This is a genomic window from Nonomuraea insulae, assembly GCF_042656245.1.
The window spans coordinates 151,487-175,661 of sequence record NZ_JBHSPA010000018.1 but is presented as its reverse complement, the minus strand read 5'-3'; the positions used below and the strand labels follow the sequence as shown (position 1 = coordinate 175,661).

Sequence of the window (24,175 nt, the reverse complement as noted above, 5' to 3'; positions counted from 1 at the left end):
GGGCCGGTGCCGCCGCCGCAGGTGGTGTTGTTGACGCTGAACGAGGCAGGACTCGGGTTGGCGCCCGTCCAGGTGCCGTTGAAGCCGATGTTGGTGGAGGCGCCGGTGGCCAGGCTGCCGTTCCACGACAGGTTCGTACCCGTGACGCGGGTGCCGGACTGGGACCAGTTCGCGCCCCAGCCGGTCGGGGTGTACTTCTGACCGGCGTTGGCGAAGTCGAAGCCCAGCGACCATGACGTGATGGGGTCGCCGGTGTTCTTCAACGTGATGCTCGCGGTGAAACCGCCCGAGCCCGAACCCCACTGGTTGGCTGTGTAGGTCACGTCGCAGGCGACGGCGGCGTTCGCGGCGGAGCCCTGTCCGACGACGAGGCCTAAGGCCGCGACACTCGCGGCGGTCATAGTCACGGCCCATTTGCGAAGGCCGCGGTGGAGTCTCACGAGCGATCATCTCCAGTACTTAGATGGCTGGGAGCGCTCCCATGGTGTGCCGCGGTGGCAGCCGTGTACAGCGGGCGCCCTTCCGGAAGGCGCTCGCCGCCCCGCATGCTCGCCGAATGCCCCGGAACACGGATGAAACTTTCATCCCGGGCAGCCTGGTGAGAGGAAACACGGGGGTTACCGAAATGCCATTCCGTTGACATACGCCCGAGGGCACCCACAATCCCATTTGGGAGCGCTCCCACACCCCTACTCCCATGGAGACCCCGTGAAGTACAGACCTTCGATCTTTTTGACACGCTTATCGAGGCGGCTCGCCGTGGCCACGACCCTCGTTCTCGTCGCCGGCGGGACCGCCGCCGTCACGGCGGTTCCCGCCCAGGCGGCGGTGGCGTGCAGCGTGACCTACGCGGCCAACCAGTGGGGCTCGGGCTCGGGCGGTTTCACCGCGAGCATCACGTTGAAGAACACCGGCGACCCCATCACGTCATGGTCGCTGGGCTTCGACTTCCCGACCACGGGTCAGAAGTACACCCCGACCGGCTGGGGCGCGAACTGGAGTCAGTCCGGCACCCGCGTCACTGGCACGAACATGTCGTGGAACGGCAACCTGGGCACAGGCGCCTCCACCAACATCGGCTTCAACGGCACCTGGACGGGCAGCAACCCGAGCCCGACCGTGTTCAGCGTCAACGGGGTCGCCTGCGGCGGCACGGGCACCGGCTCCGCGCCCACCGTGTCGCTGACCTCGCCGACCGCCGGCCAGACGTTCACCGCACCGGCCACCGTGCCGATCGCCGCGAACGCCGCCGACTCCGACGGCACCGTGGCCAAGGTCGACTTCTACCAGGGCGCCACGCTGCTGAGCACCGACACCTCCTCCCCGTACAGCTACAGCTGGGCGAACGTGGCGGCAGGCAGCTACTCGATCACCGCCAGGGCGACCGACAACGCCGGCCTGACCACCACCTCGTCGCCGGTCGGGATCACGGTCTCGCAGAACTCGGGTCCGGCGCTCGTGGTGAGCCCGACCACGCTGTCCGTGCCAGAGGCGGGGACCGCGGCGTTCGGCGTGAGGTTGTCGCAGGCGCCGTCGGCGAACGTGACCGTCTCCGTCGCCCGCGCCAGCGGTGACGCCGACCTCACGGTCTCGGGGACCGCCACGAGGACGTTCACCACGTCCAACTGGAACACCGCGCAGAACGTCACGCTGGCCGCGGCCAACGACACCGACACGACGGCCGGCTCGGCCGTCTTCAGGGTGAGCGCCACCGGATACACCGCGGTGGACGTGACGGCCACCGAGGCGGACGACGACGTCGGCGGCAACAACCAGTACGTGCAGCGCTTCGTCGAGATGTACAACGAACTGCACGACCCGGCCAACGGTTACTTCTCGCCCGAGGGCGTGCCGTACCACTCGATCGAGACGTTCATGGTCGAGGCGCCGGACCACGGGCACGAGACCACGTCCGAGGCCTACAGCTACTACCTGTGGCTGGAGGCGACCTACGGACAGGTCACCGGCGACTGGTCGAAGTTCAACGCCGCGTGGGCCTCGATGGAGAAGTACATCATCCCGTCCACCGCGGACCAGCCGACGAACTCCTTCTACAACGCCTCGAAGCCGGCGACGTACGCGCCGGAGTCGAACACGATCAGCAACTACCCCTCGCAGCTGGACTCCGGCGTCAGCGTCGGCACCGACCCGATCGCGAGTGAGCTGCAGACCGCGTACGGCACCCGCGACATCTACGGCATGCACTGGCTGCTGGACGTCGACAACACCTACGGCTTCGGCCGCTGCGGCGACGGCACGACCAAGCCCGCCTACATCAACACCTACCAGCGCGGCCCGGAGGAGTCGGTCTTCGAGACGATCCCGCAGCCGTCCTGCGACACCTTCGCCCACGGCGGCACCAACGGCTTCCTGGACCTGTTCACCAAGGACGCCTCGTACGCCAAGCAGTGGAAGTACACCAACGCCCCCGACGCCGACGCGCGCGCCGTCCAGGCCGCCTACTGGGCGCTGACCTGGGCCAAGGCGCAGAACAAGGCCGGGGACATCTCCGCCACCGTGACCAAGGCCGCCAAGATGGGCGACTTCCTGCGCTACTCGATGTACGACAAGTACTTCAAGCAGCCCGGCTGCACGAGCACCTCGTGCGCGGCGGGCACCGGCAAGAACGCCTCCAACTACCTGATGAGCTGGTACTACGCGTGGGGCGGCGCGACCGACACCAGCGCCGGCTGGGCCTGGCGCATCGGCTCCAGCCACAACCACTCCGGCTACCAGAACCCGCTCGCGGCCTGGGCGCTGGCCAACGTGACCGAGCTCAAGCCGAAGAGCTCGACCGGCAGCGCCGACTGGAGCACCAGCCTCACCAGGCAACTGCAGTTCTACACCTGGCTGCAGTCGGCCGAAGGCGCGATCGCCGGCGGCGCGACCAACAGCTGGGAGGGCCACTACGCCACGCCGCCGTCGGGGCTGCCGAAGTTCCACGGCATGACCTACGACTGGCAGCCGGTCTACCACGACCCGCCGTCGAACCAGTGGTTCGGCTTCCAGGCGTGGTCGATGGAGCGGGTGGCGGAGTACTACTACGCCACCGGCAACGCCGACGCCAAGGCACTGCTGGACAAGTGGGTGCGGTGGGCGCTGGACAACACCACGGTCAGCGCCACCACGTACCAGATCCCGTCCACGCTGCGCTGGACCGGCCAGCCCGCCGGGAACTTCACCGCCACCTCCGGCATGCCGCCGGCCAACCCCGGCCTGCACGTGACGGTCGTGGACTACACGCAGGACGTGGGTGTCGCCGGCGCCTACGCCAAGACGCTCATGTACTACGCGGCCAAGGCGAACCACACCGAGGCCCGTGACACCGCCAAGGCGCTGCTCGACGGCGTCTGGGGCAAGCGGGACACCAAGGGCGTCTCGGTGCCGGAGACCAAGACCGACTACAACCGCCTCGACGACCCGGTGTACGTGCCTCCGGGCTGGAGCGGCGAGATGCCGAACGGCGACACGATCAACTCCAGCTCGACCTTCCTGTCGATCCGGTCCTTCTACAAGAACGACCCGGACTACGCGAAGGTGGACGCCTTCCTGAAGGGCACCGGATCGGCGCCCGTCTTCAACTACCACCGGTTCTGGGCGCAGGTGGACGTAGCCGTCGCCCTCGCCGAGTACGGGCGGCTCTTCCCGTGAGAAAAGCAGCACTCATAGCTGCGGCGTCGCTGGTCCTGCCCCTGATCGGGGCGGGGCCTGCGGCCCACGCCGCACCGGCCTTCGCCTATGGCGAGGCGCTGCAGAAGTCGTTGTGGTTCTACGAGGCCCAGCAGTCGGGCGCGCTGCCCGACTGGAACCGCGTCTCCTGGCGCGGCGACTCGGGCATGAACGACGGCAAGGACGTCGGGGTGGATCTCACGGGCGGCTGGTACGACGCGGGCGACCACGTCAAGTTCGGCTTCCCGATGGCCTTCTCCGCCACGATGCTGGCCTGGGGCGCGGTGGACTACCGCGACGCGTACACGGGCTCCGGCCAGCTCACGAACCTGCTCAACAATCTCAAGTTCGTCAACGACTACTTCATCAAGGCCCACCCGTCGGCGAACGTGCTCTACGGGCAGGTGGGCAACGGCGGCACGGACCACGCGTGGTGGGGCCCGGCCGAGGCGATGTCGATGAGCCGGCCGGCGTACAAGATCGACGCCTCGTGCGGCGGGTCGGACCTGGCGGGGGAGACGGCGGCCGCGATGGCGGCCTCCTCGATCGTCTTCCGCCCGACAAATCCTTCTTATGCCGACACGCTGGTGACGCATGCCAAGCAGCTCTACACCTTCGCCGACACGGTCAGGAAGAAGTACAGCGAGTGCATAACGGACGCCTCCAGCTACTACAACTCGTGGAGCGGCTTCAACGACGAGCTGGTGTGGGGCGCGATCTGGCTCTACCGGGCCACGAACGACGCCTCCTACCTGGCCAAGGCCGAGAGCGGCTACGCCAACCTGGGCACCGAGCCGCAGACGACGACCAAGTCGTACAAGTGGACGATCGCCTGGGACGACAAGTCGTACGGCGCGTACGTGCTCCTGCACAAGCTGACCGGCAAACAGCAGTACCTCGACGACGCCAACCGCTGGCTCGACTGGTGGACGGTCGGCGTGAACGGGGCCAAGGTGGCGTACTCGCCCGGCGGGCAGGCCGTGCTCGACCGGTGGGGCTCGCTGCGGTACGCGGCCAACACCGCGTTCGCGGCGCTCGTCCACAGTGACGCGATCACCGACGCGACGCGCAAGACCCGCTACCACGACTTCGCGGTCCGGCAGATCAACTACGCGCTCGGGGACAACCCGCGCAACTCCTCGTACCTGATCGGGTTCGGCGCCAACCCGCCCAGGAACCCGCACCACCGTACGGCGCACGGCTCGTGGACCGACCAGATCACCAGCCCCGAGCAGACCCGCCACACCCTGTACGGCGCCCTCGTCGGCGGCCCGCCCGACCCGAACGACGCCTACGCCGACAAACGCGACGACTACGTCATGAACGAGGTCGCCACCGACTACAACGCCGGCTTCACCAGCGCCCTCGCCCGGCTCTACAAGGAGTACGGAGGCGCCCCGGCGGCCGGCTTCCCCGTCGAGGAGACCCCGGACGGGCCCGAGATCTTCATCGAGGCGGGCGTGAACGCCTCCGGCGGCACCTTCACCGAGATCAAGGCCATCGTGCGCAACCAGTCGGCCTGGCCCGCCAGGGTCCTGTCGGACGGTTCGTTCCGCTATTACTTCACCCTCGACGGCTCGACGACCGCCTCGCAGATCAGCGTGTCCTCGGCCTACACGCAGTGCAAGGCGCCGACGTCGCACCAGGCGAGCGGCAGCACGTACTACGTGAACGTCGACTGCTCCGGGCAGGCCATCGCGCCGGCCGGGCAGTCGCAGCACCGCAGGGAGGTGCAGTTCCGGATCAGCAGCGCGGGCACGTGGGACCCGGCCAACGACTGGTCGTACAGGAACATCCCCACCACGCCCGGCACGACGCCGGTGCGCACCTCGAACATCACTCTCTACAGCGGCGCCACCAAGATCTGGGGTGAGCCGCCGGGTGCGGAGGCACCGGACACGACAGCGCCCAGCAAGCCGGGCAAACCCGCGGTCTCCGGGATCACGGGTTCGGCGGCGAGGCTGAGCTGGACGGCGTCCACCGACAACGTGGGCGTGAGCGGTTACGACGTCTACCTGGGGTCCACCAAGGTAGGAACCGCCACGACCACGTCCTTCGACCTGAGCGGGCTCACCCCCGCCACGGCCTACACCGCCCACGTGGTGGCGAGGGACGCGGCGGGCAACACCTCGGCCCAGTCCGACGGCACGGCCTTCACCACGACCTCCGCGCCGGCCGGCGGGTGCACGGCCACCTACAAGGTGACCAGCTCGTGGGGCGGCGCGTACCAGGCCGAGGTGACGGTGAAGAACGCCGGCACCGCCGCGACCAGCGCCTGGACGGTCACCTGGAGCTCCCAGAACACGATCACCCAGCTCTGGGGCGGCAAGCACACCGTGTCCGGCTCGACGGTCACGGTCAGGAACGAGGGGTGGAACGGCGCGCTCGCGCCCGGCGCCACCACCACGTTCGGCTTCATCGCCAACGGCACCTCCACCACCCCCGACCCGATCACCTGCACCCCCGCCTGACCCTAGACCCCGCCCCCGCCGCAGTAGCGGCGGGGGCGGTTCCATCGGGCCAGTGAAAGGCACCACATGAGAGCACTGTTCACCGCGCTTGGACTACTGGCCGCGCTCCTTGTCGCATCCCCGGCGCACGCCGCCACCGGCCTGCACGTCAGCGGGACGAAGCTCCTCGAGTCCGGCGGCCAGGAGTTCGTCATGCGCGGCACCAGCCACGCCCACACCTGGTACGCCGGCCAGACCAAAGCGTTCGCCGACATCAAGTCGCTGAAGGCCAACACCGTACGCGTCGTGCTCAGCGGCGGCCGGTGGACCGCCAACAACGTCTCCGACGTGGCCAACGTCGTCTCCCTCTGCAAGCAGAACAAGCTCATCTGCGTCCTGGAGAACCACGACACCACCGGGTACGGCGAGCAGAGCGGCGCCTACACCCTCGACCAGGCCGCCGACTACTGGATCAGCGTCAAGTCCGCCCTGGTCGGCCAGGAGGACTACGTCATCGTCAACATCGGCAACGAGCCGATCGGCAACAACGTCGTCACCCCCGGCTGGGCCGCCGCAACCACGGCCGCGATCCAGAAGCTGCGCACCAACGGCTTCGACCACGCGATCATGGTGGACGCCCCCAACTGGGGCCAGGACTGGCAGTTCGGCATGCGCGACAACGCGCGGACGGTCTTCGACAGCGACCCCGACAAGAACACGATCTTCTCCGTGCACATGTACGGGGTCTTCGACACGGCCGCGGAGATCACCGCGTACATGGACGCGTTCAAGACCGCCGGGCTGCCGCTGGTCGTGGGCGAGTTCGGGTTCGACCACTCCGACGGCAACCCCGACGAGGACACCATCATGGCGCAGGCCGTGAGCCGTGGCCTGGGCTACCTGGGATGGTCCTGGAGCGGCAACGGCGGGGGCGTCGAATACCTCGACCAGGTCACCAACTTCGACGTCACCCAGCTCACGTCCTGGGGACAGCGGCTGTTCAACGGCGCCAACGGCATCGCCGCGACCGCCAGGCAAGCCGCGATCTACGGCGGCGGCACCACCGACCCGACCCCGCCCAGCGTGCCCGGCACGCCGTCGGCCTCCGCCGTCGCCTCCACCGGGGCCACCCTGACCTGGACCGCCTCCACCGACAACGTGGGCGTGACCGGGTACGACGTCTATACCTCCACCGGCGCCTCGCTCGGGGCCTCCGCCACGAACTCGATCACGCTGACCGGGCTGACGCCCGCGACCGCCTACCAGGTGTACGTCAAGGCCAGGGACGCGGCCGGCAACCAGTCCGCCCAGTCGCCCTCCGCGTCGTTCACCACCTCAGCCGCGCCGGTGGGCGGGTGCACGGCGGTGGGGACCGTACAGAGTCAGTGGGGCAACGGCTACGTCGTCCAGCCCCTCACCGTGACCAACACCAGCACCTCGGCCAAGACGAGCTGGACGGTCACCTTCACCCTGCCCGCCGGCCACACCCTCGCGGGCTCCTGGAACGCCGCCGTGACGGTCTCCGGCCAGACGGTGACGGCCAAGAACCTCGCCTACAACGGCACCCTCGCCCCGAACGCCACCACCGGCTTCGGCCTCCAGGTCAGCCGCCCGACGGGCAACACCTCCATCCCGTCCGGCTACACGTGCGCCAACTGAACTCCCCGGCCCACAGGTGCGTATGAGGAGGTGAGGCCCTAACCATCTATCCCTGCCCCACACACCATCCCCGCCCGGATGGGACGGACGCGGCCGAAACCTCCACTCGGCCGCGTCCGTTTTCCACCGCCCCACTCACCGCGCTTTCGGTGGGCCCTTTCATAGGACACGAGGGAACGCGCCCACCCTGCGCCCGCCGTCCCAGAATGCCGTCCTGCCGGGGGAGCCCACCTGCCCAGGAGCTTGGCACACCGGAGACACCTACGCGCCCGCCATACACCTGCCTGCGCGCTCCCCACGCGCCTGCCTGCGCGCCCGCTCCGGTCGCCGGGGGTCGCGGCGAAGGTGGGTGGGGGCCGATGGTGGCCGGCCCCCGGGATGGGTTACTTCGCGGTGGAAGAGGCCAGGGCGAATCGTTCCTGGGCTGCCTCGATGGCCGAATCGTCCGAGAACTCCTCGAACGCCAGCGAGTGATACCGCTCAGGGATGAGCTGCCGGACCCGATCGGGATAGCCGAGTCCGGCCTTGGGCACCCGGACCTCCGGCGGGATGCTGATCTTGACGGCGATGGGCCCCGAGGCGCGTACGGAGGAAGCCCAGTCGGGGCTCTCCCCGGTGATGGCGCACATGTGGCGGGCGTAGACCCACCGCACCTCCACCAGAGAGGTGGCGCCCGGGGGTTCGGTGCCGAAGGGTTCCACGGCGCACACGACGCGGGAGTCGAAGCTGTGCCCGTGGGCGTGGTGCTCGCCGGGTGAGGCCTGTTCGAGGATCAGGGTCACCTGGGCGGCGAGCTCTTCGTTCAGCTGCGTGGAGGGTTGCCTGGCAACGAAGAACATCACCCCGGCCAGGGTCAGGCTGGCCAGGGTGACGCTTGCCGCGACGAGCCCGCGACGTGTTCTGATCACGGGCTGGTGCAGGTCAGGGTGGGTGCGGGGCTCGGGATGGAGCCGGTGGCGTTGAAGCCGAACGCGGTGGACGCGTTCGACCCGAGCTGGCCGTTGTAGGTGGCGTTCTTGACCGCCACGTTCGGCGGTTGCCCGGACAGCACACCGTTCCACGGCGAGCCGTCGAAGCCCTGGCCGCCGCTGTAGGTCCACTTGACCGTCCAGCCGTTCAGTGAGCTGGTGCTGGTGTTCTTCACGGTGACCTCACCCTGGAAGTGGCCGGCCCAGCCGGTGTTGGTGGCCTTCCAGGTGGCGGTGCAGGCGCCCGTGGGAGTCGGGGTCACGGTCGGGGTCACAGTTGGGGTCACGGTCGGGGTCACGGACGGGTCGGGGGTGCTGCCGCCGGGGCCGACACCGGTGACCTGGCCGTTGCCGCCGTCGAAGACGACGTCGGAGCAGCTGTAGAAGTTCTCGTTGCTGTCGGAACGGATCCAGTGCGTGTAGATGATGTGCCGGCCGGACTTGCCGGACGGGAGCTGGGCGTTCCAGTAGTAGTAGTTGAGCCCGCCGGCGCCGCCGGTCTTGGGCGGGTTGGTGGCGCTGCCGAACGACTCCAGGTCGGACCACTTCAGCGCCCCGTTGGCGTTCCAGCCGTTCTTGGTGATGTAGTAGTTGAACGAGCCGGGGTGCTCGGCCCAGTTGCTGTGCCGCATCTGGATGCTGGCACCGGAGGTCAGGTGGGTCAGCGGCCAGTCGGAGCGGACGGCGTTGTAGGACGAGAAGTCGTACGGGCCGCCGGTGCCGCCGCTGCAGAGTTGTCCGTCAGGGATGAATCCGCTGGTCCGGCCCGCGCCGTCGGAGCGCAGCACGGCGAACCAGTTGTACAGGGGGGTCGCGCCGCTCTGGTTGACGGCGGCGGCGCACGCGGGGTTGTAGGGCAGGATCTGGCCGTTTTCCCGCAGGCCGTCCTGCCAGCACAGGAACGTACGGGCGCCGGGGAACATCGACACGCCGTGGGCCTGCGCGGGCATCGGTGCGATCAGGACAGAGGTGATGAGGACCAGGACGGCGGTAAGTGCCGCCGACTTGAATAACTTCATGGGGATTCCCTTGTGCTGACGACAGAGGAAACCTGCCCACGACCTGCCCGCCCGGCCTGCGCATTGAATCATGACTTTTCGGGATTCGACAACGCTCGGTGAAACTTTCAGCCGATCTTCGTCACGGTTTTCCCTGGTGACCCGCCTCACCCCTGGTCGCTCACGAATGCGGGAGCTTGCCGTGCCGGTAATGGCTGAGGAGGCTGAGGGTTGGGAGCGCTCCCACTACACTCCCCTGTCTGAGAGGCGGGAGCAACACGCCATGAGGCACGCGCACATCCACCTGATCATCGCGGCGTTATTCGCCACCGGTCTGTTCGCCGCGCCGGCGCAGGCCGCGCCGGTGCTCTGCGAGAAGTTCGGCTCGGCGACCGTACAGAACGGCCGCTACGTCGTCATCAACAACGTCTGGGGCGCGGACACCGCCCAGTGCATCGACGTCAACCAGAATGGTGGCTTCGCCGTCACGCAGGCCGCGCACAACAAGGCCACCAACGGAGCCCCGGCGTCGTATCCCGCGATCTACGCGGGCTGCCACTACGCCAACTGCAGCACCGGCAGCGGACTGCCCATGCAGGCCGGCTCGTCGAGCTTCAACTCACTGCGTACCAGCGTGAGCATGACCTACCCGAGCAGCGGCGTCTGGGACGCGGCCTACGACATCTGGTTCGACCCCACTCCGCGTACCGACGGTCAGAACACCGGCGCCGAGGTGATGATCTGGCTCAACAAGCAGGGCTCGATCCAGCCCGTCGGCTCCCAGGTCGGCACCGCCACCCTGGCGGGCGGCACCTGGCAGGTCTGGCAGGGCAACATCGGCTGGAACGTGATCTCGTACGTGCGCACCTCGGCCACCTCGTCGCTCGACTTCACGATCAACACCTTCTACGCCGACGCGATCAGCCGCGGTTACGCCCAGCGGTCGTGGTACCTGACCAGCGTGCAGGCCGGTTTCGAGCCCTGGGTCGGCGGCGCGGGCCTGGCGGTCAACTCCTTCTCGTTCGGCTCGGGCGGCGGCCAGACCGACAGCACGCCGCCCAGCGTGCCCGGCAACCCGTCCGCCTCCGGCACCACCTCGAACAGCACCACGCTGTCGTGGGGCGCCTCCAGCGACAACGTGGGCGTGAGCGGGTACGACGTGCTGCGCGCGACGGGTGACACCTTCACCAGGGTCGGCGGCGGCACGGGCACGAGCTACACCGACAGCGGCCTGAGCCCCGCCACCACCTACCGCTACCGGATCAGGGCGAGGGACGCCGCGGGCAACCTCTCATCCGAGTCCGCCACGGTCACGGTGACCACCCAGCAGGGCGGCGGCGGTGGCGGCGGCTGCGCGGTCACCCCCACCACCCAGACCACCTGGAACAACGGTTACGTCATCCAGCCGGTGACCGTCACGAACCGCGGCACCTCGGCGCTCAGCTCCTGGACGGTCACGTTCGCGCTGCCGTCCGGGCACACGATCACCGGCATGTGGAACGCGAGCTACACCGTCAGCGGCGGCACGGTCACGGTCAGGAGCAACGGCGCTCTCGGGCCGAACGCGAGCACGTCCTTCGGCTACCAGGCGACGCGGCCGAACGGCAACACGCAGGTGCCCACCGGTTACACCTGCGCATGAGACTCGCGCGGGCACGCTTTGCGAGGGGCCCCGCCCGCGCGACCACAGGAGGGGCACGGCTGGTGCTGCCGTGCCCCTCCTCAAACAGCGTCGATCCCGCTATGTCGCGGGGCCGGTGATCAGCGTCGATCCCGCCGTACGGCGCGGTCGGTGATCAGCGTCGATCCCGCTGTATCGCGGGGTCGATGATCAGCGTCAGTCCGGCTGGATGGCGGCGTCGATGTCGTCCAGCCTGGCCTGCAACTCGCTCAGGCAGGCAGGGGTGAGCCGGCCCTCCCGCATGCGGTCGGTGAGCTTCGTGCGCAGGTTCTCGGTCCTGGACTCCTCGGGTCCGTGCCGCACCGCCACGGCGCTCTCCAGCACCTGCCGCAGGTCGAGCACGACGTCGGCGTCGGTCGCGCCACACGGCGTCCTGGCCTCCAGCACGGTCCTGAAGCCGTCCGCGGCCTGCCGTACGGTGACCGACGCGGACGGCGAGCTCTCGATCAGCCTGGCCGTCACCGTCGGGGACGGCGCCGGCTCGGCCACCCGCGCCTGCTGCTGCCGCTCGGGCGGCTCCGCCTGCTGGAACCAGAGCAGAGCGGACAGCACGACGACCGCCGAGCCCGCCACCGTGAGCCCGCGCCGCACGTGCCGGCCCAGCGTCACGGTGCCGAGCGCGGAGGTGAGCGCCGAGACGATCTGCGCCGCCGTCGGCCGCCGCTCCGGCTCGTCCGCCAGGCAGCGCTGGCAGAGCGTGGCGATGGCGTTGGGCACTCCGGGTACGCGGGGCGGCGGCGAGGTCCTGGAGGCGGCCTCGATCTCCTCCCACGTGGTCTCCGGGTACGGCGTGCGCCCGGTGAGCATGGCGTGCAGCAGCACGCCCAGGGCGTACACGTCGACCGCGGGATGGGTCGGCGCGCCGAGCAGCCGCTCGGGGGCGACGTACGGAGGGGTGCCCCGGTCGTCGTCGGGGTCGCCCGCCCAGGACGCGATGCCGAAGTCGAGCAGTTTCGGGCCGCCCGCGGTGAGCAGCACGTTCTCCGCCGTGACGTCCCTGTGCACCAGGCCGCGCGCGTGCCCGGCCATCAGCACCCGCGCCAGCCGCAGCGCGATGGCCGCCGCCTCGGACCACGGCAGCGGGCCCTTCTCGATGCGCTCGGCCAGCGGGGTGCCGTCGAGCAGCGGCATCACCACGTACGCGGCGACACCGCCGTTCGTGGTGACGGTCTCGCCGTAGTCGTAGATCTCGATGGAGTCGGGATGGATGAAGCGGGCGGCGGCACGGGCCTCGCTGCGTACGCTGACCCGTTGACCCGAGTCGGTGTGCAGCGAGGCCGTGAGCACCTTGACCGCGATCATCCGGTGCAGGGACTGGTCGAAGGCACGCCAGATGACCGACATGCCTCCGCTGGCCAGCGGATCCAGCAACAGATACCGCCGGGCCAGCACATCCCCAGGCTCAAGCCGACTCACGGACGACCAGTTCCGTGGGGAGTACGGGGTCGATCCCCGCTGCCCCCGTCAGGAGCAGCCGGGTGGCGACCGTGGCGAGCTCCTCGACGGGCTGGCGGATGGTGGTGAGGGCGGGAACGGTGTGTCTGGCGACCGGAGCGTCGTCGAACCCGATCACCGCGACGTCGGCGGGGACCTTGCGGCCCGCCCTGCGCAGTGCCTGGATCGCGCCCGCCGCCATCAGGTCGGAGGCCACGAAGACGGCGTCGAGGCCGGGGGCATGGCGTAACAACCACTGCATGGCGTGGGTGCCGGACGCGGCCGTGAAGTCCCCGTACGCGACGGGTACGTCAGGTGCGCCGGCCGCCTGCAGGGTGCGTACCAGGCCTTCTAATCGGTCGCGGGCTCCGGGTAACGACGGCGGGCCGCCGATGGCGGCGACATTACGGCGGCCCGACAACAGGAAATGTTCGGCCGCCTGACGGCCGCCGTCGAAGTTGTCGACGTCGGCGAACGGGAGTTTGAGGTCGTGGGGCGGGCGGCCGATGTTGCGCACCGGGACGCCCGAGGTGGATAGCTTGATCGCCAGGGGGTGACGCTCTCTGGCGCCCACGATCAGCACCGCGCCGGATAGGGCGGGCAGCGTGGACGAGGTGGGGGTGACGGTGGTCACCATGAGGTGGGTGCCGTGTTCGGCTATCACGGCGCCCGCGGCGGACAGGAGCCTGGCGTAGTAGGGCTCGGAGAAGAGCCGGGGAAGGTGGTCACAGATCACCGCTGTGACGCCGTCGGCCAGGGTCTTGGCGGCCGTTCCCCGGGGTGCGCGTTGTCGGACGTATCCCATGCGGGACACGGCGTCGTAGACTTGGCGGCGGGTCGAGGTACTGACCCGCACCGAGCCCGTGAGGACTCGAGATGCGGTCGCGGGGGAAACCCCTGCAGCGGCCGCCACCTGTGCCAGTGTGGGCTGCTCGGTCATGGAGCACCTCGCGGGAAGATCCTGGGAGCGCTCCCACGTTACCAATGTTTCGCCGCTGTTAATAGGGCCTTTGCAAGGAGTGCGCCCCTCAGTGCGGACGCACTCCGAATTTGCTCAGCTAGGGGCACTGGTGGCCCTCAGAGGTTTCTGAGCCGGATGTGGATCACGGCATATTGACCGCGCCCGATTTGTCTTATCCGACGATCAGGAAACCCTTTCTATCCTTGATCACCGAAGTCCGCGATGTCCACGTCGTCCAGTCCCCCGTCTGTCGTCACGTCGCCCTCGTCGTCGGGCTCCGTCCGCTCCACCGGCGCGCAACCCGAGCCGCAGCCGCCGAAGCGCGAGGTGTTGACCGGGGTGAACTCATCGGCCGGGACGCCCTTCAGGGCGGAGAGCATGGTGTCCTTCCAGATCGGCCCGGGGATCGAGGCGCCGAAGACCGAGCCGAAGTACCGGCCGCCGATGGTGACACCGTTGAGCTTGTGGTCCTGGGCGCCGCGCGGGTCGCCGATGCTGACCGCGCCCGCCAGGTTGGGGGTGAAGCCGGCGAACCAGGCGCTGGCCTGCGAGTCCGTGGTGCCGGTCTTGCCTCCCGCCGGTCGGCCGATGCCGCCGACGCTGCTCATCGTGCCCTTGGTGAACACGCCGGACAGGATGCTCGCCGCGGCGTCCGCCACCTCCGCGTCCATGGCCTGCTTGCACTTGGGCTTGTAGTTCTTCACCTTGCCGTCACGGTCGGTGATCTTGGTGATCGCCATCGGCGCGCAGTACTTGCCGCGCGCCCCGATGGAGGCGTAGGCGTTGGCGACGGTCACCGGGTCCATCTCGTTGATCCCGAGCGTGAACGTCTCGTACTCCTGCAGCGGCAGCCCGTCGGAGCGCTTGATGCCCAGCGACTTGGCGGTCTGGATCGTGTCACACAGGCCCACCTTCTGCTCCAGCTGCACGAAGAAGGTGTTGACCGACTGCCAGGTGCCGGTCTGCAGGGTCTTGAAGCCGCCGCCGCCCTCGTCGTTGGTGACGGTGTGACTGGGGTCGCCGATGTTCTCGTTCTTGCAGTTCTTGAACGAGGAGTAGTACGGGGAGGTGTAGCCGCCGCCGACGCTGAACCCGTCGTTGATCTTCATGCCCTCCTTGAGGGCGGTGAGCAGAGTGAACGTCTTGAACGTCGAGCCCGCCTGGAAGCCGGTGCCGCCGCCGTGCACCGCGTCGGCGACCACGTTGAACGACATTTCCTTCTTGCGCTTGTTGTTGCCGTACTTGCGGCTGGCGGCCATGGCCTTGATCGCGCCCGTGCCCGGCTCCACCAGGGCCTCGGAGGCGACCGGGTCGTCGGAGGCGAAGACGTGCTTCTTGATCGCCTTGTCGGCGGCCGTCTGCATCTTCGGGTCCAGCGTGGTCTGGATCGTCAGGCCGCCCCGGTTGAGGAACTGGCTCCTGGCCTTGGCCGTCTTGCCGAAGATCGGGTTGCTGAGGACCTCGTTGCGCACGTACATGCAGAAGTACGGCACGTTGCTGGCGCCGCACCCGCCCGGGATCGCGATGTTCTTGAAGCCGAGCTTCTTCTTCTTGGCCTCGGCGGCCTCTTCAGGCGTGATCTTCTTCAGCTCGGCCATCCGGTCGAGGACCACGTTGCGCCGCGACAGCAACCGCTTCTGCTGCGCCTTGCCGATGTTGGGGTCGGTCGAGTTGGGGTCCTGCACGGCGCCGGCCAGCGTCGCCGCCTGCGACAGCGTCAGCTCCGACGCGCTCACCCCGAAGAAACGCCTCGCCGCCGCCTCCACCCCATTGGCGCCGGCGCCGAAGTAGGCGATGTTGAGGTATTTCTCCAGGATCTCGTTCTTGGTGTACTTCTCCTCGATCGCCATCGCGTAGCGCAGCTCCTTGAGCTTGCGCGCGTAGCTGGCCTCCAGGGCCGCGTTCCGTTCCTTGTCGCTGGTGGCGGAGTTGAGCAGCACCTGCTTGACGTACTGCTGGGTGATCGACGAGCCGCCCTGGGCGATGCCGCCGGAGGTGGCGTTCTTGGCCAGGGCCCGGACGGTGCCCTCGATGTCGATCGCGCCGTGCTCGTAGAAGCGGAAGTCCTCGATGGAGATGATGGCCGTCTTCATGATGTCGGCCACCTGGGCGAGGGGGACGCTCTCGCGGTACTCCTCCCAGAAGTACGCGATCTCGTTGCCCTTGGCGTCGAGCACCGTGGTCCGCTCGGCCAGCGGGGGTTCCTTGAGCTGCTCGGGTTTGATGCCCAGGTCCTCCGACGCCGAGACGAACATCGCCCCGCCGCCCCCCACCGCGGGCAGCGCGATGGCGGCTGCCACTACGCCGGCTGCCGCCGCGGCCGCCGTCAGGCGCGCGACACTCGACATACGGGAACCCATGCTGGTAAACCCTCTCCCTTGTGGCAATAGGGTGCATCCTAAACCCGGGCAAGACATGCTCCGTGTAAAGGCTTGGACGCTTCAAGAGGCGTGAATGTTCAGCCTGGAGCGGGGGTTTTTCGCCGAGTTCGCGCGCATAACGGGCGTTCGGGCAGCTTGGGGCTCGTGGGACGACCGCCTTCTTCTTCGGCGAACTGAGTTTCCACCAGCGACGGGCAAAGAACCGTGTCGGCCGCCCGGCGGCCGCGCGCCGATCTGGCAACGTCTCACCAGGGCATTCTTCCTTGGCCTTGGTGGAGGGCTTTATGCGTCGCGTCGGGGATGGCGAGCACGTCGATCGGCTGCTCGCCGCCGCCAGGACATGGTGGGCGGGTGGCTCCGGCGGTGACGGCTGCGTCGTGGCGGAGGCGTACGACGACGATCTTCGGGTCGTGGCCCGTACGTTGCTGGTGGCGAAGGCGGTCTGCGGCCTGCTGTCCGCGCGGCTGGTCGCGCGGACCGGGCCCGAGTGGGCGGGGCTGGCCGAGGCGTTCGGCGCCGAGACGGACGTGCGGCCTGAGACGCCGCTGGCCGCGCTGGTCACCAGCCGGGTGGACCGCGCTGTGCCCAGGGAGATCCCCGTCGTGCACGTGCACGGGACGGGGACGCTGAAGGCGTACGCGCTCTTTCCGGACCAGGGGCCCTGCTCGATCGAGGAGGAGCTGCCCGCCAGGGTCGGCGCGTTCTTCGAGCGGCACGTCTGGCCGCTGCGTGACGTGCTGCGGCCCAGCGCCGAGCGGGTGGCCTGGCGGGCGAAGAGCGGCTACCAGATCCGTACGGAGACCGAGCGCCGCCAGCTCCGCCGGTACGGCTGCGCCCGCCTGGGCCTCGACCCCGACCGGCCCACGGTCGCGATCTTCGGCCACCCGCCGGAACGCGACGCGCCGCTCTTCGAGACGACGACGGAGTTCGCCGCCGCCGACCGGTCCGCGAACTGGTTGTTCCTCGACCGGGCCGGCCCGCTGTCCGCCAACCTCCTGTGGAGCGTGGCGGACGTGGGCGTCGCGTTCGGCGACAGCGATCTGCCCGCGTTCGGCATCCCCGTCATCCAGGCCGGCTGGGCCGAGGGCGGCGCGTGCGGCGCCACGCACGTCTCGCGCTCGCCGTCGGAGCACCGCCTGATGCTCGAAGAGGCCATCGCCAGGCACGCCAAGGGCGAGTCCTTCCTCGGTCCCGAGCAGCGCGAACGCGCCCGGCTGTGGCTCTGGCTGCGCCGCTGCGGCGCCGACGTGCCCAGCCAGCTTCTGCCCCACTGGCAGCACGGCGACGACTACGCGCGGGCGCTGGCCGTCAACCTGCGGCACGTGGAGCGCGACGGCGACCCCCTGTACGGCGCGCTCGCCCGCATGTGGGAGCGGCGCGAACCCCTCCTCACCCGATTCGACTTCCACGACCCGGCCGCTCTGGCCGCCACACTCACCCCGTCGAGGAGCACCCGATGACCAACTCAGGGTCCGCCACGGAACTGGATCAGGTGATCCTGCCCGCCATCCCGCCCATCCATCTGACCAGCGGCAAGGTGGCCGCGCTGCAGGTGGCCGACCGGCTGCGCCGTGGCAGCCAGATCGTGGGCAGGTTCGAGACGTCCGGGCTGGCCGGCTTCAAGGTGTCGGCCCAGGGGCGGACGCTGCGGGTGCAGGTGGCGCTGTCGGCCGACGAGCGGTCGGTGAGCGGGTGGCACGAAGGGCGTACCGAGGTGGCGGGTCTGCCCCGCCTCGTACAGGTCCGGTCCCAGGGGCGGCTGCGTCAGTGCGTGCTGCTGCGCGGCAAGAAGGCGCACGCCAGGGTGGCCTTCGACCTGTCGCCGGAGGAGATCCCCGACGACGGGCTGATCTGCGTCGAGGTGCTGGACATCACCGAGGGCGACGGCGTCTGCGAGGAGGTGCGGCAGGCCGTGGCGGGCCGCGTCGCCGAGGACGGGGTGGCCGGGCTCCGGCTGGACAAGGTCGTGTTCGAGGAGCCGCCGCCCGTGGACTACGACCCCGACACGCTCGACGGCTCACGCTGCGAGCTCTACTCCCTGATCAGCGCGGGCGGTCTGGCCAACCTCAACCGGCAGGGCCCGCGGGTGCTGCGTTCCGGCATGTTCGTGGTCAACCCCGTGCTCAAGGACCGGTTCGGCTCCAGCGGCCACGTCACGCTCCGGCTCGGCACCAGGGCGGAGGCGGTGAGCATGATCCCCGCGACGTGGCGGCGGGTCAACAGCGAGCTGCGCTGGCTGCGCCACGCCACCAGGAAGCTCCTGCACTCGGCGGCGCCGTCCGTGGCGGGCGTGTTCAGCCTCAGGGACGGTGACCTGGGAGCGCCGGAGCAGAGCATGCTGGGCAACGTCACCGACCTCGTGCTGCCCAGCCCCACGGCCTCACCGCTGCTGGTGGTCCTGGCGCCCTGCCCCGACTCCATACCGACGCTGGAGTCCGGCACCGCGCACTAGTACGGATACGGATAGTTTCCGCTCGAATAAGATGCGGTCATGGCCGACGCTATCGACGCGATCCTGGAGCAGTGGCGGCGCGAGCGCCCCGACCTCGACCTGTCGGCCATGGACGTCTTCGGCCGCCTCGCCCAGATCACCCGGCTGATGACACCGCAGGTGGACCGGGTCTTCACCAAGCGCGGGCTGCGGCAGGGCGAGTTCGACGTGCTGGCCGCGCTGCGCCGGGCGGGGCCGCCGTACACGCTGATCCCCTCCGAGCTGTCGGCGGTGCTGATGATGTCGCGCGCCGGCATGACCAACCGGCTCGACCGGCTGGAGAGCGCCGGGCTGGTCGAGCGCAGCCTCGACCCCGCCGACCGGCGCAGTTTCCGCGTCAGGCTCACCGAGGAGGGCCTGCGGATCATCGACGACACCATGACGGAACACGCCGCGAACCTCGCCCGCCTGATCTCCCCGCTCACCACCGACGACATGCGGAATCTCGCCGCCCTCATGCGCAAGCTGGCCGACGGTCCCCTTGGTGACCGCGGGAACGACGGGGCCCAATGGGGCGGGGAAAAATGACGATTGACCGTGATAAAGCCTCTCAGCGGGCAGTTTGAATGATGTGTCCAGGAGCGGATTGCGCATCGAGACGACCCGGCACCTCCCCTGCACGGTTATCCGCGCCATCGGCGTGCTCGACCACGCCGGCCGGGTCCGGTTCAGCGCGCGCATCAACGCCGTGTGGGGCTGGACCGTCGGACCCGTCCTCGTGCTCGACCTGGCCGACCTGGACTTCTACGACTCGTCGGTCATCGGGGTGCTGGCGATGGCGATGCAGCGGATGGAGGAGGAGGGCGGCGACGGCCGGATCATCCTGGTGCGGCCCTCCGACCACCTGCTGTCGGCGCTGCGGCTGACGGACCTGCTCTCGCACGTCGAGCTGCGCGACGGCGTCGAGGAGACGGTGGCGGAGCTGATGGTGCAGCTGGAGGAACACGCCTCGCCGGCCCCCGACTGACGCCGCCTCACATCCCGTACGCCTCCAGCAGCCGCAGCCACACCTCGCTCACCGTCGGGAACGACGGGACCGCGTGCCAGAGCCGGTCGAGCGGCACCTCGGCCGTCACCGCGATCGTGGCGGCGTGCAGCAGCTCGGCCGCGCCCGGCGCCGCGAACGTGATGCCGACCAGCACCTTCCTGTCCTCGTCCACCACGGCCCTGGCCCTGCCCCGGTAACCGTCGCCCTGCAGGTAGGCCCCGGTGACGGACCCCATGTCGTAGTCCACCGCGCGCACCCGGATGCCGGCCCGGCGAGCCGCCTCCTCGGTACGGCCCACGGCGCAGATCTGCGGGTCGGTGAAGACCACCTGGGGCGCCCCGTAGCCGCCGGCGAGGTCGCGCATCGCGGGCAGCTCGTCGCCGCGCGCCCGCGCCGCGATCACGTCGCCGCAGATCCTGGCCTGGTACTTGCCCATGTGCGTCAGGAGCACCCGGCCGTTGACGTCGCCCACGGCGTACAGCCAGCCGTCGGCGATCCCCGTGGCCCGCATGCTGTCGTCCACCTCGACGGGGGCGTCGTCCGGCAGGCCCACCGTGTCCAGCCCCAGGTTGCCGGTCGCGACCCGGCGGCCGGTGGCGACCAGCAGTTCGTCGGCCTCCAGCGGCGGGCCCTCGGCCAGGTGCACGGTCACCTTCCCGCCGGGCTCGGGGCGCTCGACCCTGGCGATGTCGGTGTGGGTGCGCACGTCGATGCCGGCGTCGGCGAACGACTCGGCGAGCAGCTCCCCGGCGAAGGGTTCCATGCGGTTCAGCAGGCTGCCGCCGCGTACCAGGACGGTGGTCTGCCTGGCGCCGAGCCCGTGCATGGCCTGGGCCATCTCGCAGGCGACCACGCCGCCGCCGATCACCGCCAGCCGCTCGGGGATCGTGCTCGTCGCGGTCACCTCGTGGCTGGTCCACGGGGCCGCCTCGGCCATTCCCGGCACGGGCGGCACGACGGCGGTGCTACCCGTGGCCAGCACGACGGCCTGCCGGGCGGTCAGGACGCGCTCGGCGCCGTCCTCCGCGGTGACGCGGACGCGCTTGGGGCCGTCGAGGCGGCCGCGGCCGCGTACGAGCTCGGCGGGGACGCTTTCGAGCCAGCGGACCTGGCCGGCGTCGTCGTAGTTGGAGACGGCCTCGTCGCGCCTGGCCAGCACCGCCGCCGTGTCGATCGGCCCGAGCGAGAGCCCGGGCACCCGCCCCACCTCGCCCGCCAGGTCGATCGGCCGCAGCAGCGCCTTGCTCGGCACGCACGCCCAGTAGGAGCACTCGCCCCCGGCCAGCCGCTCCTCGACGATGGCCGCGGTGAGACCGCCCCGCACGGCCCGGTCCACGACGTTCTCGCCGGCCGGACCGGCGCCGATCACGATGACGTCGAACTCGTCAGCCATCTGTGCCTCCACAACGTTCGCTGGGCTACAGGAGAAATGCTTTCACGCCGGTGCCACGGGCCTGCCGCTGGCCCCGTGTACGTCCTGCCGTTGAGATCCGTTAACCCAGGAGCTCTAGCGTGGCCGCATGGCGGATCGTTACCCGACGTCGGTGCCGTATCGGCAGCAGACGGACGGCTACCACACGTATCGGATCCCGGCGGCCGTGGTGAGCGGGGCGGGCACGGTGCTGGCGTTCGCGGAGGGGCGGCGCGGGTCGGCCGGCGACTCCGGCCACATCGACCTGGTGCTCAGGCGCTCGGTGGACGGGGGCAGGACGTGGGGCGGGCTGCAGGTGGTGGCCACCGAGCCGCGCCGGGGCACCGCGGGCAACCCCGCCCCGGCGGTGCTGGACGACGGCAGGATCGTGCTGGTCTTCGTGCGGCAGGGGCCGTCGGCGACCGAGGAGAAGATCCGGCGCGGTCAGGTGGCGGCGGCCGACGGGCGGCGGGTGTTCGTCCAGATCAGCGAGGACGACGGGGTGACGTGGCCGGCGCCGCGCGAGATCACCCAGAGCGTGAAGCGGCCCGAGTGGCGGTGGTACGCGACCGCGCCGGGGCACGCGCTGGTGTTGCGGCAGGGCCAGAACGCCGGGCGCGTCGTGGTGCCCGCCAACCACTCGCTGCCGCCCGGCGGGCAGGACAACGGGACGGAGGGCCCGTACAACGGCGGCCACTCCCTGCTGAGCGACGACGGCGGCCAGACCTGGCGCATCGGGTACGTCGACGACAATCCCGACGGGTACGTCAACGTGAACGAGACCACCGCCACCGAACTGCCCGGCGGACGCCTCTACCTCAACGCCCGCACCGACTCCACCGCCCCGGGCACCAGGGCCGACGCCTACTCCGCCGACGGCGGCCAGACGCTGGAGCTGCCCTTCCGTCCGCAGGCGGGACTGGCCGGGCCGGTGGTGGAGGGCAGCGTGGCGTGGTGCGAGCCGCCGGGCGTGCTGCTGTTCTCCGGCCCGGCCGCCCCCGACGCGCGGGCCATGATGACGGTGCGCGCCAGCGACGACCTCGGCGTCACCTGGCGGGTGGCGCACACGGTGTCGGGGCTGCCCGCGGCCTACTCCGACCTCGTGCGCGTGGATCCCGACACGGTGGGCCTGCTGTTCGAGACCGGGAACTTCGGCCCGTACGAGAGCATCGCCTTCCGCCATATCCCGGTCGCCGAGCTGACCGCCGCTCCCTAGGGGTCCTGATCGAGGATGTTCATGACCATGATCAGGCCGTGGACGGTGTCGTCTTCCGTGCGTAGATGGGACAGATGTACCGTCAGCGGCGACGGCCGTCCGCGCCGGTTGACCGCGTCGAGCACCAGCCCCTCCACCTCCTCCACCGGATCCGCCCCATTGACCAGCGCGGCGAGCAGGCGCGGCGTGAGCTGGTCGAGGGGCAGGCCGATGTCGAGACCGGCGAGCGGCTCACCTACGGCCTCGTCCGCGCGGACCCCCCACAACTCCTCGGCCCCCGGACTCCACACGACCACCCGCAGCCCTTCGTCCAGCACCACCACCGCGTCCCCGAGGCTGCGCACCACCGAGGAGACGAACCGGTTGACCTCGTCGAGCTCGACCGTGCGGGTGGTCAGGGCGTCGTTGATGTGCTGCAGCTCGTCGTTGGTTGACTGGAGCTCCTCGTTCATCGTCTCCAGTTCCTCGTTGGTGGACTGGAGCTCTTCGTTGGTGGTCTCCAGCTCTTCGTTGGTGGACTGGAGCTCTTCGTTGGTGGTCTCCAGCTCCTCGTTGAGCGACTGGAGCTCCTCGTAGGCCTGCTCCAACTGCTGGTTGGCCTGCTCCAGCTCGTCCCTGAGCTTGCGGTAGCGGGTGACGTCGTTGAAGTGGATGGCCATCCCGACGAGGGTGCCGGCACCGAGCAGGGGGACGACGGAGATGTCGAAGACGCCGGCCTCCGGCGTGCCGACGCGGTGCCAGGTCACCTCCCGCAGATCGACCGGGCGCAGGTCCTGGCGGGCCTGCTCGATGACCGAGCGCAGCTCCGCGGGACGATAGGAGACCTCCAGATCCTGGAAGGGACGGCCGACGTCGCGCGGGTTGAGGTTGAACAGCGCTTCGGCCTTGGAGTTGACCAGGGCCAGGTTGCCCGAGACGTCCACGACGATCTGGGCCACGGGGCCGGAGGCCAGCGCCACGGAGGCCAGCGTGGGCAGGCGGGAGGCCAGGTCGGCGGCGACGCCGACGCCGGACCAGGACGCCCGGTTGCCGTGGTTGGCCGGGCGGATCTTCCTGAACAGGCGCATCCGCAGGTCCACCGGCTCGAACTTGTCGCTGTGGTTGAGCAACATCTCCGCCTTCCCGAGGAACAGGAAGCCGGGGTCGGACAGGGCGAAGTGGAAGCGCTGGACGATGTTGAGCTGCATCTCCGTGTTGAAGTACATCAGCGTGTTGCGGGCCAGCAGGAGGTCCACGCGGGAGATGGGCGCGTCGTGGGTGAGGTCGTTGCGGCCGAAGATGAGCTGGCGGCGCAGGTCGCGGCGGAAGGTGTAGCCGTTGTCCACCGGCTCGAAGTAGGTCTCGCGCAGGTCGATCGGCACGTCGGCGAGCGTCCTGTCGTCGTAGACGCCCGTCCTGGCCACGTGCAGCGCCTTCTCGTCGAGGTCAGTGCCGTAGATCTTGACCCGGTCGCGGAACCCGTCCATGCCGAGCTCCTCGGCCAGCACCATGGCGACGGTGTAGGCCTCCTCGCCGGTCGCGCAGCCCGCGCTCCACACCCGGATGGGCTGGCCGGCCGACTTCTGGTCGAGCAGGGCGGGGATCACGATCTCGCGAAGCCGCTGCCACGCGGCCGCGTCCCTGAAGAAGCTCGTGACGTTGATCAGCAAGCTGTCGAAGAGCCTCGTGAACTCCTCCGGCTCCAACTCCAGCAGATCCCGATATTCGCTGTAGTCGTGCAGCTTCAACGCTTCGAGCCGGCGGGCGATCCGCCGGACGAGGGTGTTGCGCTTGTATCCCGTGAAGTCGAACCCGCGTGTCTCCTTGAGGAGAAGGAGGAGGTCGTCGAACTCACGCTCATCCTCAGTCGTCACAACGGAAGCCTACGC

General features: G+C 69.6%; 17 protein-coding genes. 9 read left to right on the top strand and 8 right to left on the bottom strand.

Annotated elements, in window-relative coordinates; translation table 11 throughout:
* A partial coding sequence (locus ACFPZ3_RS15320; protein ID WP_379514753.1) for a cellulose binding domain-containing protein occupies window positions 1–401 on the bottom strand: 401 nt, incomplete at its 3' end.
* A gap of 358 nt (window positions 402–759) precedes the next feature.
* On the opposite strand from ACFPZ3_RS15320, the gene ACFPZ3_RS15315 reads away from it, so the two are divergent.
* The 3 genes from ACFPZ3_RS15315 to ACFPZ3_RS15305 all read left to right on the top strand — a co-directional run bounded on the left by ACFPZ3_RS15315 (window position 760) and on the right by ACFPZ3_RS15305 (window position 7,778).
* Window positions 760–3,651 carry a glycoside hydrolase family 48 protein gene (locus ACFPZ3_RS15315; RefSeq protein ID WP_379514752.1) on the top strand — a complete coding sequence of 964 codons (2,892 nt, stop codon included), beginning with the start codon at window positions 760–762 and terminating at the stop codon, window positions 3,649–3,651.
* A complete protein-coding gene (locus ACFPZ3_RS15310) occupies window positions 3,594–6,140 on the top strand; it encodes a glycoside hydrolase family 9 protein (RefSeq protein ID WP_379514756.1) in 2,547 nt (848 codons plus the stop codon). The genes ACFPZ3_RS15315 and ACFPZ3_RS15310 overlap by 58 nt, the downstream gene beginning before the upstream one ends.
* A gap of 66 nt (window positions 6,141–6,206) precedes the next feature.
* On the top strand, window positions 6,207–7,778 hold the full coding sequence (locus ACFPZ3_RS15305; protein WP_379514751.1) for a cellulase family glycosylhydrolase: 1,572 nt from the start codon (window positions 6,207–6,209) through the stop codon (window positions 7,776–7,778).
* 383 nt (window positions 7,779–8,161) lie between these two features.
* Here ACFPZ3_RS15305 and ACFPZ3_RS15300 read toward each other — a convergent pair whose 3' ends face one another.
* Together ACFPZ3_RS15300 and ACFPZ3_RS15295 are read right to left on the bottom strand one after the other, a co-directional pair.
* Window positions 8,162–8,686 (bottom strand): hypothetical protein, encoded by a 525-nt coding sequence (locus ACFPZ3_RS15300; RefSeq protein WP_379514750.1) that lies wholly within the window; start codon window positions 8,684–8,686, stop codon window positions 8,162–8,164.
* Window positions 8,683–9,765 carry a lytic polysaccharide monooxygenase gene (locus ACFPZ3_RS15295; RefSeq protein ID WP_379514749.1) on the bottom strand — a complete coding sequence of 361 codons (1,083 nt, stop codon included), beginning with the start codon at window positions 9,763–9,765 and terminating at the stop codon, window positions 8,683–8,685. Before ACFPZ3_RS15295 ends, ACFPZ3_RS15300 begins: the two co-directional genes overlap by 4 nt.
* 262 nt (window positions 9,766–10,027) lie before the next feature.
* Between ACFPZ3_RS15295 and ACFPZ3_RS15290 the strand changes: the two genes are divergently transcribed.
* The gene (locus ACFPZ3_RS15290) at window positions 10,028–11,386 is read left to right on the top strand and encodes a GH12 family glycosyl hydrolase domain-containing protein (protein ID WP_379514748.1); all 1,359 of its coding nucleotides are present in this window, start codon (window positions 10,028–10,030) and stop codon (window positions 11,384–11,386) included.
* 195 nt (window positions 11,387–11,581) lie between these two features.
* Here ACFPZ3_RS15290 and ACFPZ3_RS15285 read toward each other — a convergent pair whose 3' ends face one another.
* From ACFPZ3_RS15285 to ACFPZ3_RS15275, 3 genes are all read right to left on the bottom strand, one after another.
* Window positions 11,582–12,841 (bottom strand): serine/threonine-protein kinase, encoded by a 1,260-nt coding sequence (locus ACFPZ3_RS15285; protein ID WP_379514747.1) that lies wholly within the window; start codon window positions 12,839–12,841, stop codon window positions 11,582–11,584.
* Window positions 12,828–13,799 carry a LacI family DNA-binding transcriptional regulator gene (locus tag ACFPZ3_RS15280; RefSeq protein ID WP_379514746.1) on the bottom strand — a complete coding sequence of 324 codons (972 nt, stop codon included), beginning with the start codon at window positions 13,797–13,799 and terminating at the stop codon, window positions 12,828–12,830. The genes ACFPZ3_RS15285 and ACFPZ3_RS15280 overlap by 14 nt, the downstream gene beginning before the upstream one ends.
* A 218-nt stretch (window positions 13,800–14,017) precedes the next feature.
* On the bottom strand, window positions 14,018–16,168 hold the full coding sequence (locus ACFPZ3_RS15275; RefSeq protein ID WP_379514745.1) for a transglycosylase domain-containing protein: 2,151 nt from the start codon (window positions 16,166–16,168) through the stop codon (window positions 14,018–14,020).
* A gap of 317 nt (window positions 16,169–16,485) precedes the next feature.
* Between ACFPZ3_RS15275 and ACFPZ3_RS15270 the strand changes: the two genes are divergently transcribed.
* Genes ACFPZ3_RS15270 through ACFPZ3_RS15255 form a run of 4 tightly spaced genes read left to right on the top strand, consistent with a single transcriptional unit; the run spans window position 16,486 to window position 19,659 of the window.
* Window positions 16,486–17,661 carry a hypothetical protein gene (locus ACFPZ3_RS15270; protein ID WP_379514744.1) on the top strand — a complete coding sequence of 392 codons (1,176 nt, stop codon included), beginning with the start codon at window positions 16,486–16,488 and terminating at the stop codon, window positions 17,659–17,661.
* Entirely contained in the window at window positions 17,658–18,653 is a 996-nt protein-coding gene (locus tag ACFPZ3_RS15265; RefSeq protein WP_379514743.1) for a hypothetical protein, read from the top strand. Before ACFPZ3_RS15270 ends, ACFPZ3_RS15265 begins: the two co-directional genes overlap by 4 nt.
* A 39-nt stretch (window positions 18,654–18,692) precedes the next feature.
* Window positions 18,693–19,220, top strand: a complete 528-nt coding sequence (locus ACFPZ3_RS15260) for a MarR family winged helix-turn-helix transcriptional regulator (protein ID WP_379514742.1) — start codon at window positions 18,693–18,695, stop codon at window positions 19,218–19,220.
* 58 nt (window positions 19,221–19,278) lie between these two features.
* Window positions 19,279–19,659: an STAS domain-containing protein gene (locus ACFPZ3_RS15255; protein WP_379514741.1), complete on the top strand. Its 381-nt coding sequence runs from the start codon at window positions 19,279–19,281 to the stop codon at window positions 19,657–19,659.
* Between the two features lie 7 nt (window positions 19,660–19,666).
* Here the strand turns inward: ACFPZ3_RS15255 and ACFPZ3_RS15250 are convergent, their stop codons facing one another.
* Window positions 19,667–21,073 (bottom strand): dihydrolipoyl dehydrogenase family protein, encoded by a 1,407-nt coding sequence (locus ACFPZ3_RS15250; RefSeq protein ID WP_379514740.1) that lies wholly within the window; start codon window positions 21,071–21,073, stop codon window positions 19,667–19,669.
* A 127-nt stretch (window positions 21,074–21,200) separates the two neighbouring features.
* Between ACFPZ3_RS15250 and ACFPZ3_RS15245 the strand changes: the two genes are divergently transcribed.
* A complete protein-coding gene (locus ACFPZ3_RS15245; RefSeq protein WP_379514739.1) occupies window positions 21,201–22,307 on the top strand; it encodes a sialidase family protein in 1,107 nt (368 codons plus the stop codon).
* Here the strand turns inward: ACFPZ3_RS15245 and ACFPZ3_RS15240 are convergent.
* Complete coding sequence (locus ACFPZ3_RS15240; protein WP_379514738.1) at window positions 22,304–24,160, bottom strand: CheR family methyltransferase; 1,857 nt, start codon at window positions 24,158–24,160, stop codon at window positions 22,304–22,306. The two genes, ACFPZ3_RS15245 and ACFPZ3_RS15240, sit on opposite strands and share 4 nt — an antisense overlap.
* Window positions 24,161–24,175: the final 15 nt, after the last annotated feature.

Coding starts and splice junctions, on each gene's coding strand:
- ACFPZ3_RS15305 (WP_379514751.1), top strand. CDS start 6,207: ATGAGAGCACTGTTCACCGCGCTTGGACTACTGGCCGCGCTCCTTGTC.
- ACFPZ3_RS15295 (WP_379514749.1), bottom strand. CDS start 9,765: ATGAAGTTATTCAAGTCGGCGGCACTTACCGCCGTCCTGGTCCTCATC.
- ACFPZ3_RS15290 (WP_379514748.1), top strand. CDS start 10,028: ATGAGGCACGCGCACATCCACCTGATCATCGCGGCGTTATTCGCCACC.
- ACFPZ3_RS15280 (WP_379514746.1), bottom strand. CDS start 13,799: ATGACCGAGCAGCCCACACTGGCACAGGTGGCGGCCGCTGCAGGGGTT.
- ACFPZ3_RS15275 (WP_379514745.1), bottom strand. CDS start 16,168: ATGTCGAGTGTCGCGCGCCTGACGGCGGCCGCGGCGGCAGCCGGCGTA.
- ACFPZ3_RS15270 (WP_379514744.1), top strand. CDS start 16,486: ATGCGTCGCGTCGGGGATGGCGAGCACGTCGATCGGCTGCTCGCCGCC.
- ACFPZ3_RS15265 (WP_379514743.1), top strand. CDS start 17,658: ATGACCAACTCAGGGTCCGCCACGGAACTGGATCAGGTGATCCTGCCC.
- ACFPZ3_RS15260 (WP_379514742.1), top strand. CDS start 18,693: ATGGCCGACGCTATCGACGCGATCCTGGAGCAGTGGCGGCGCGAGCGC.
- ACFPZ3_RS15250 (WP_379514740.1), bottom strand. CDS start 21,073: ATGGCTGACGAGTTCGACGTCATCGTGATCGGCGCCGGTCCGGCCGGC.
- ACFPZ3_RS15245 (WP_379514739.1), top strand. CDS start 21,201: ATGGCGGATCGTTACCCGACGTCGGTGCCGTATCGGCAGCAGACGGAC.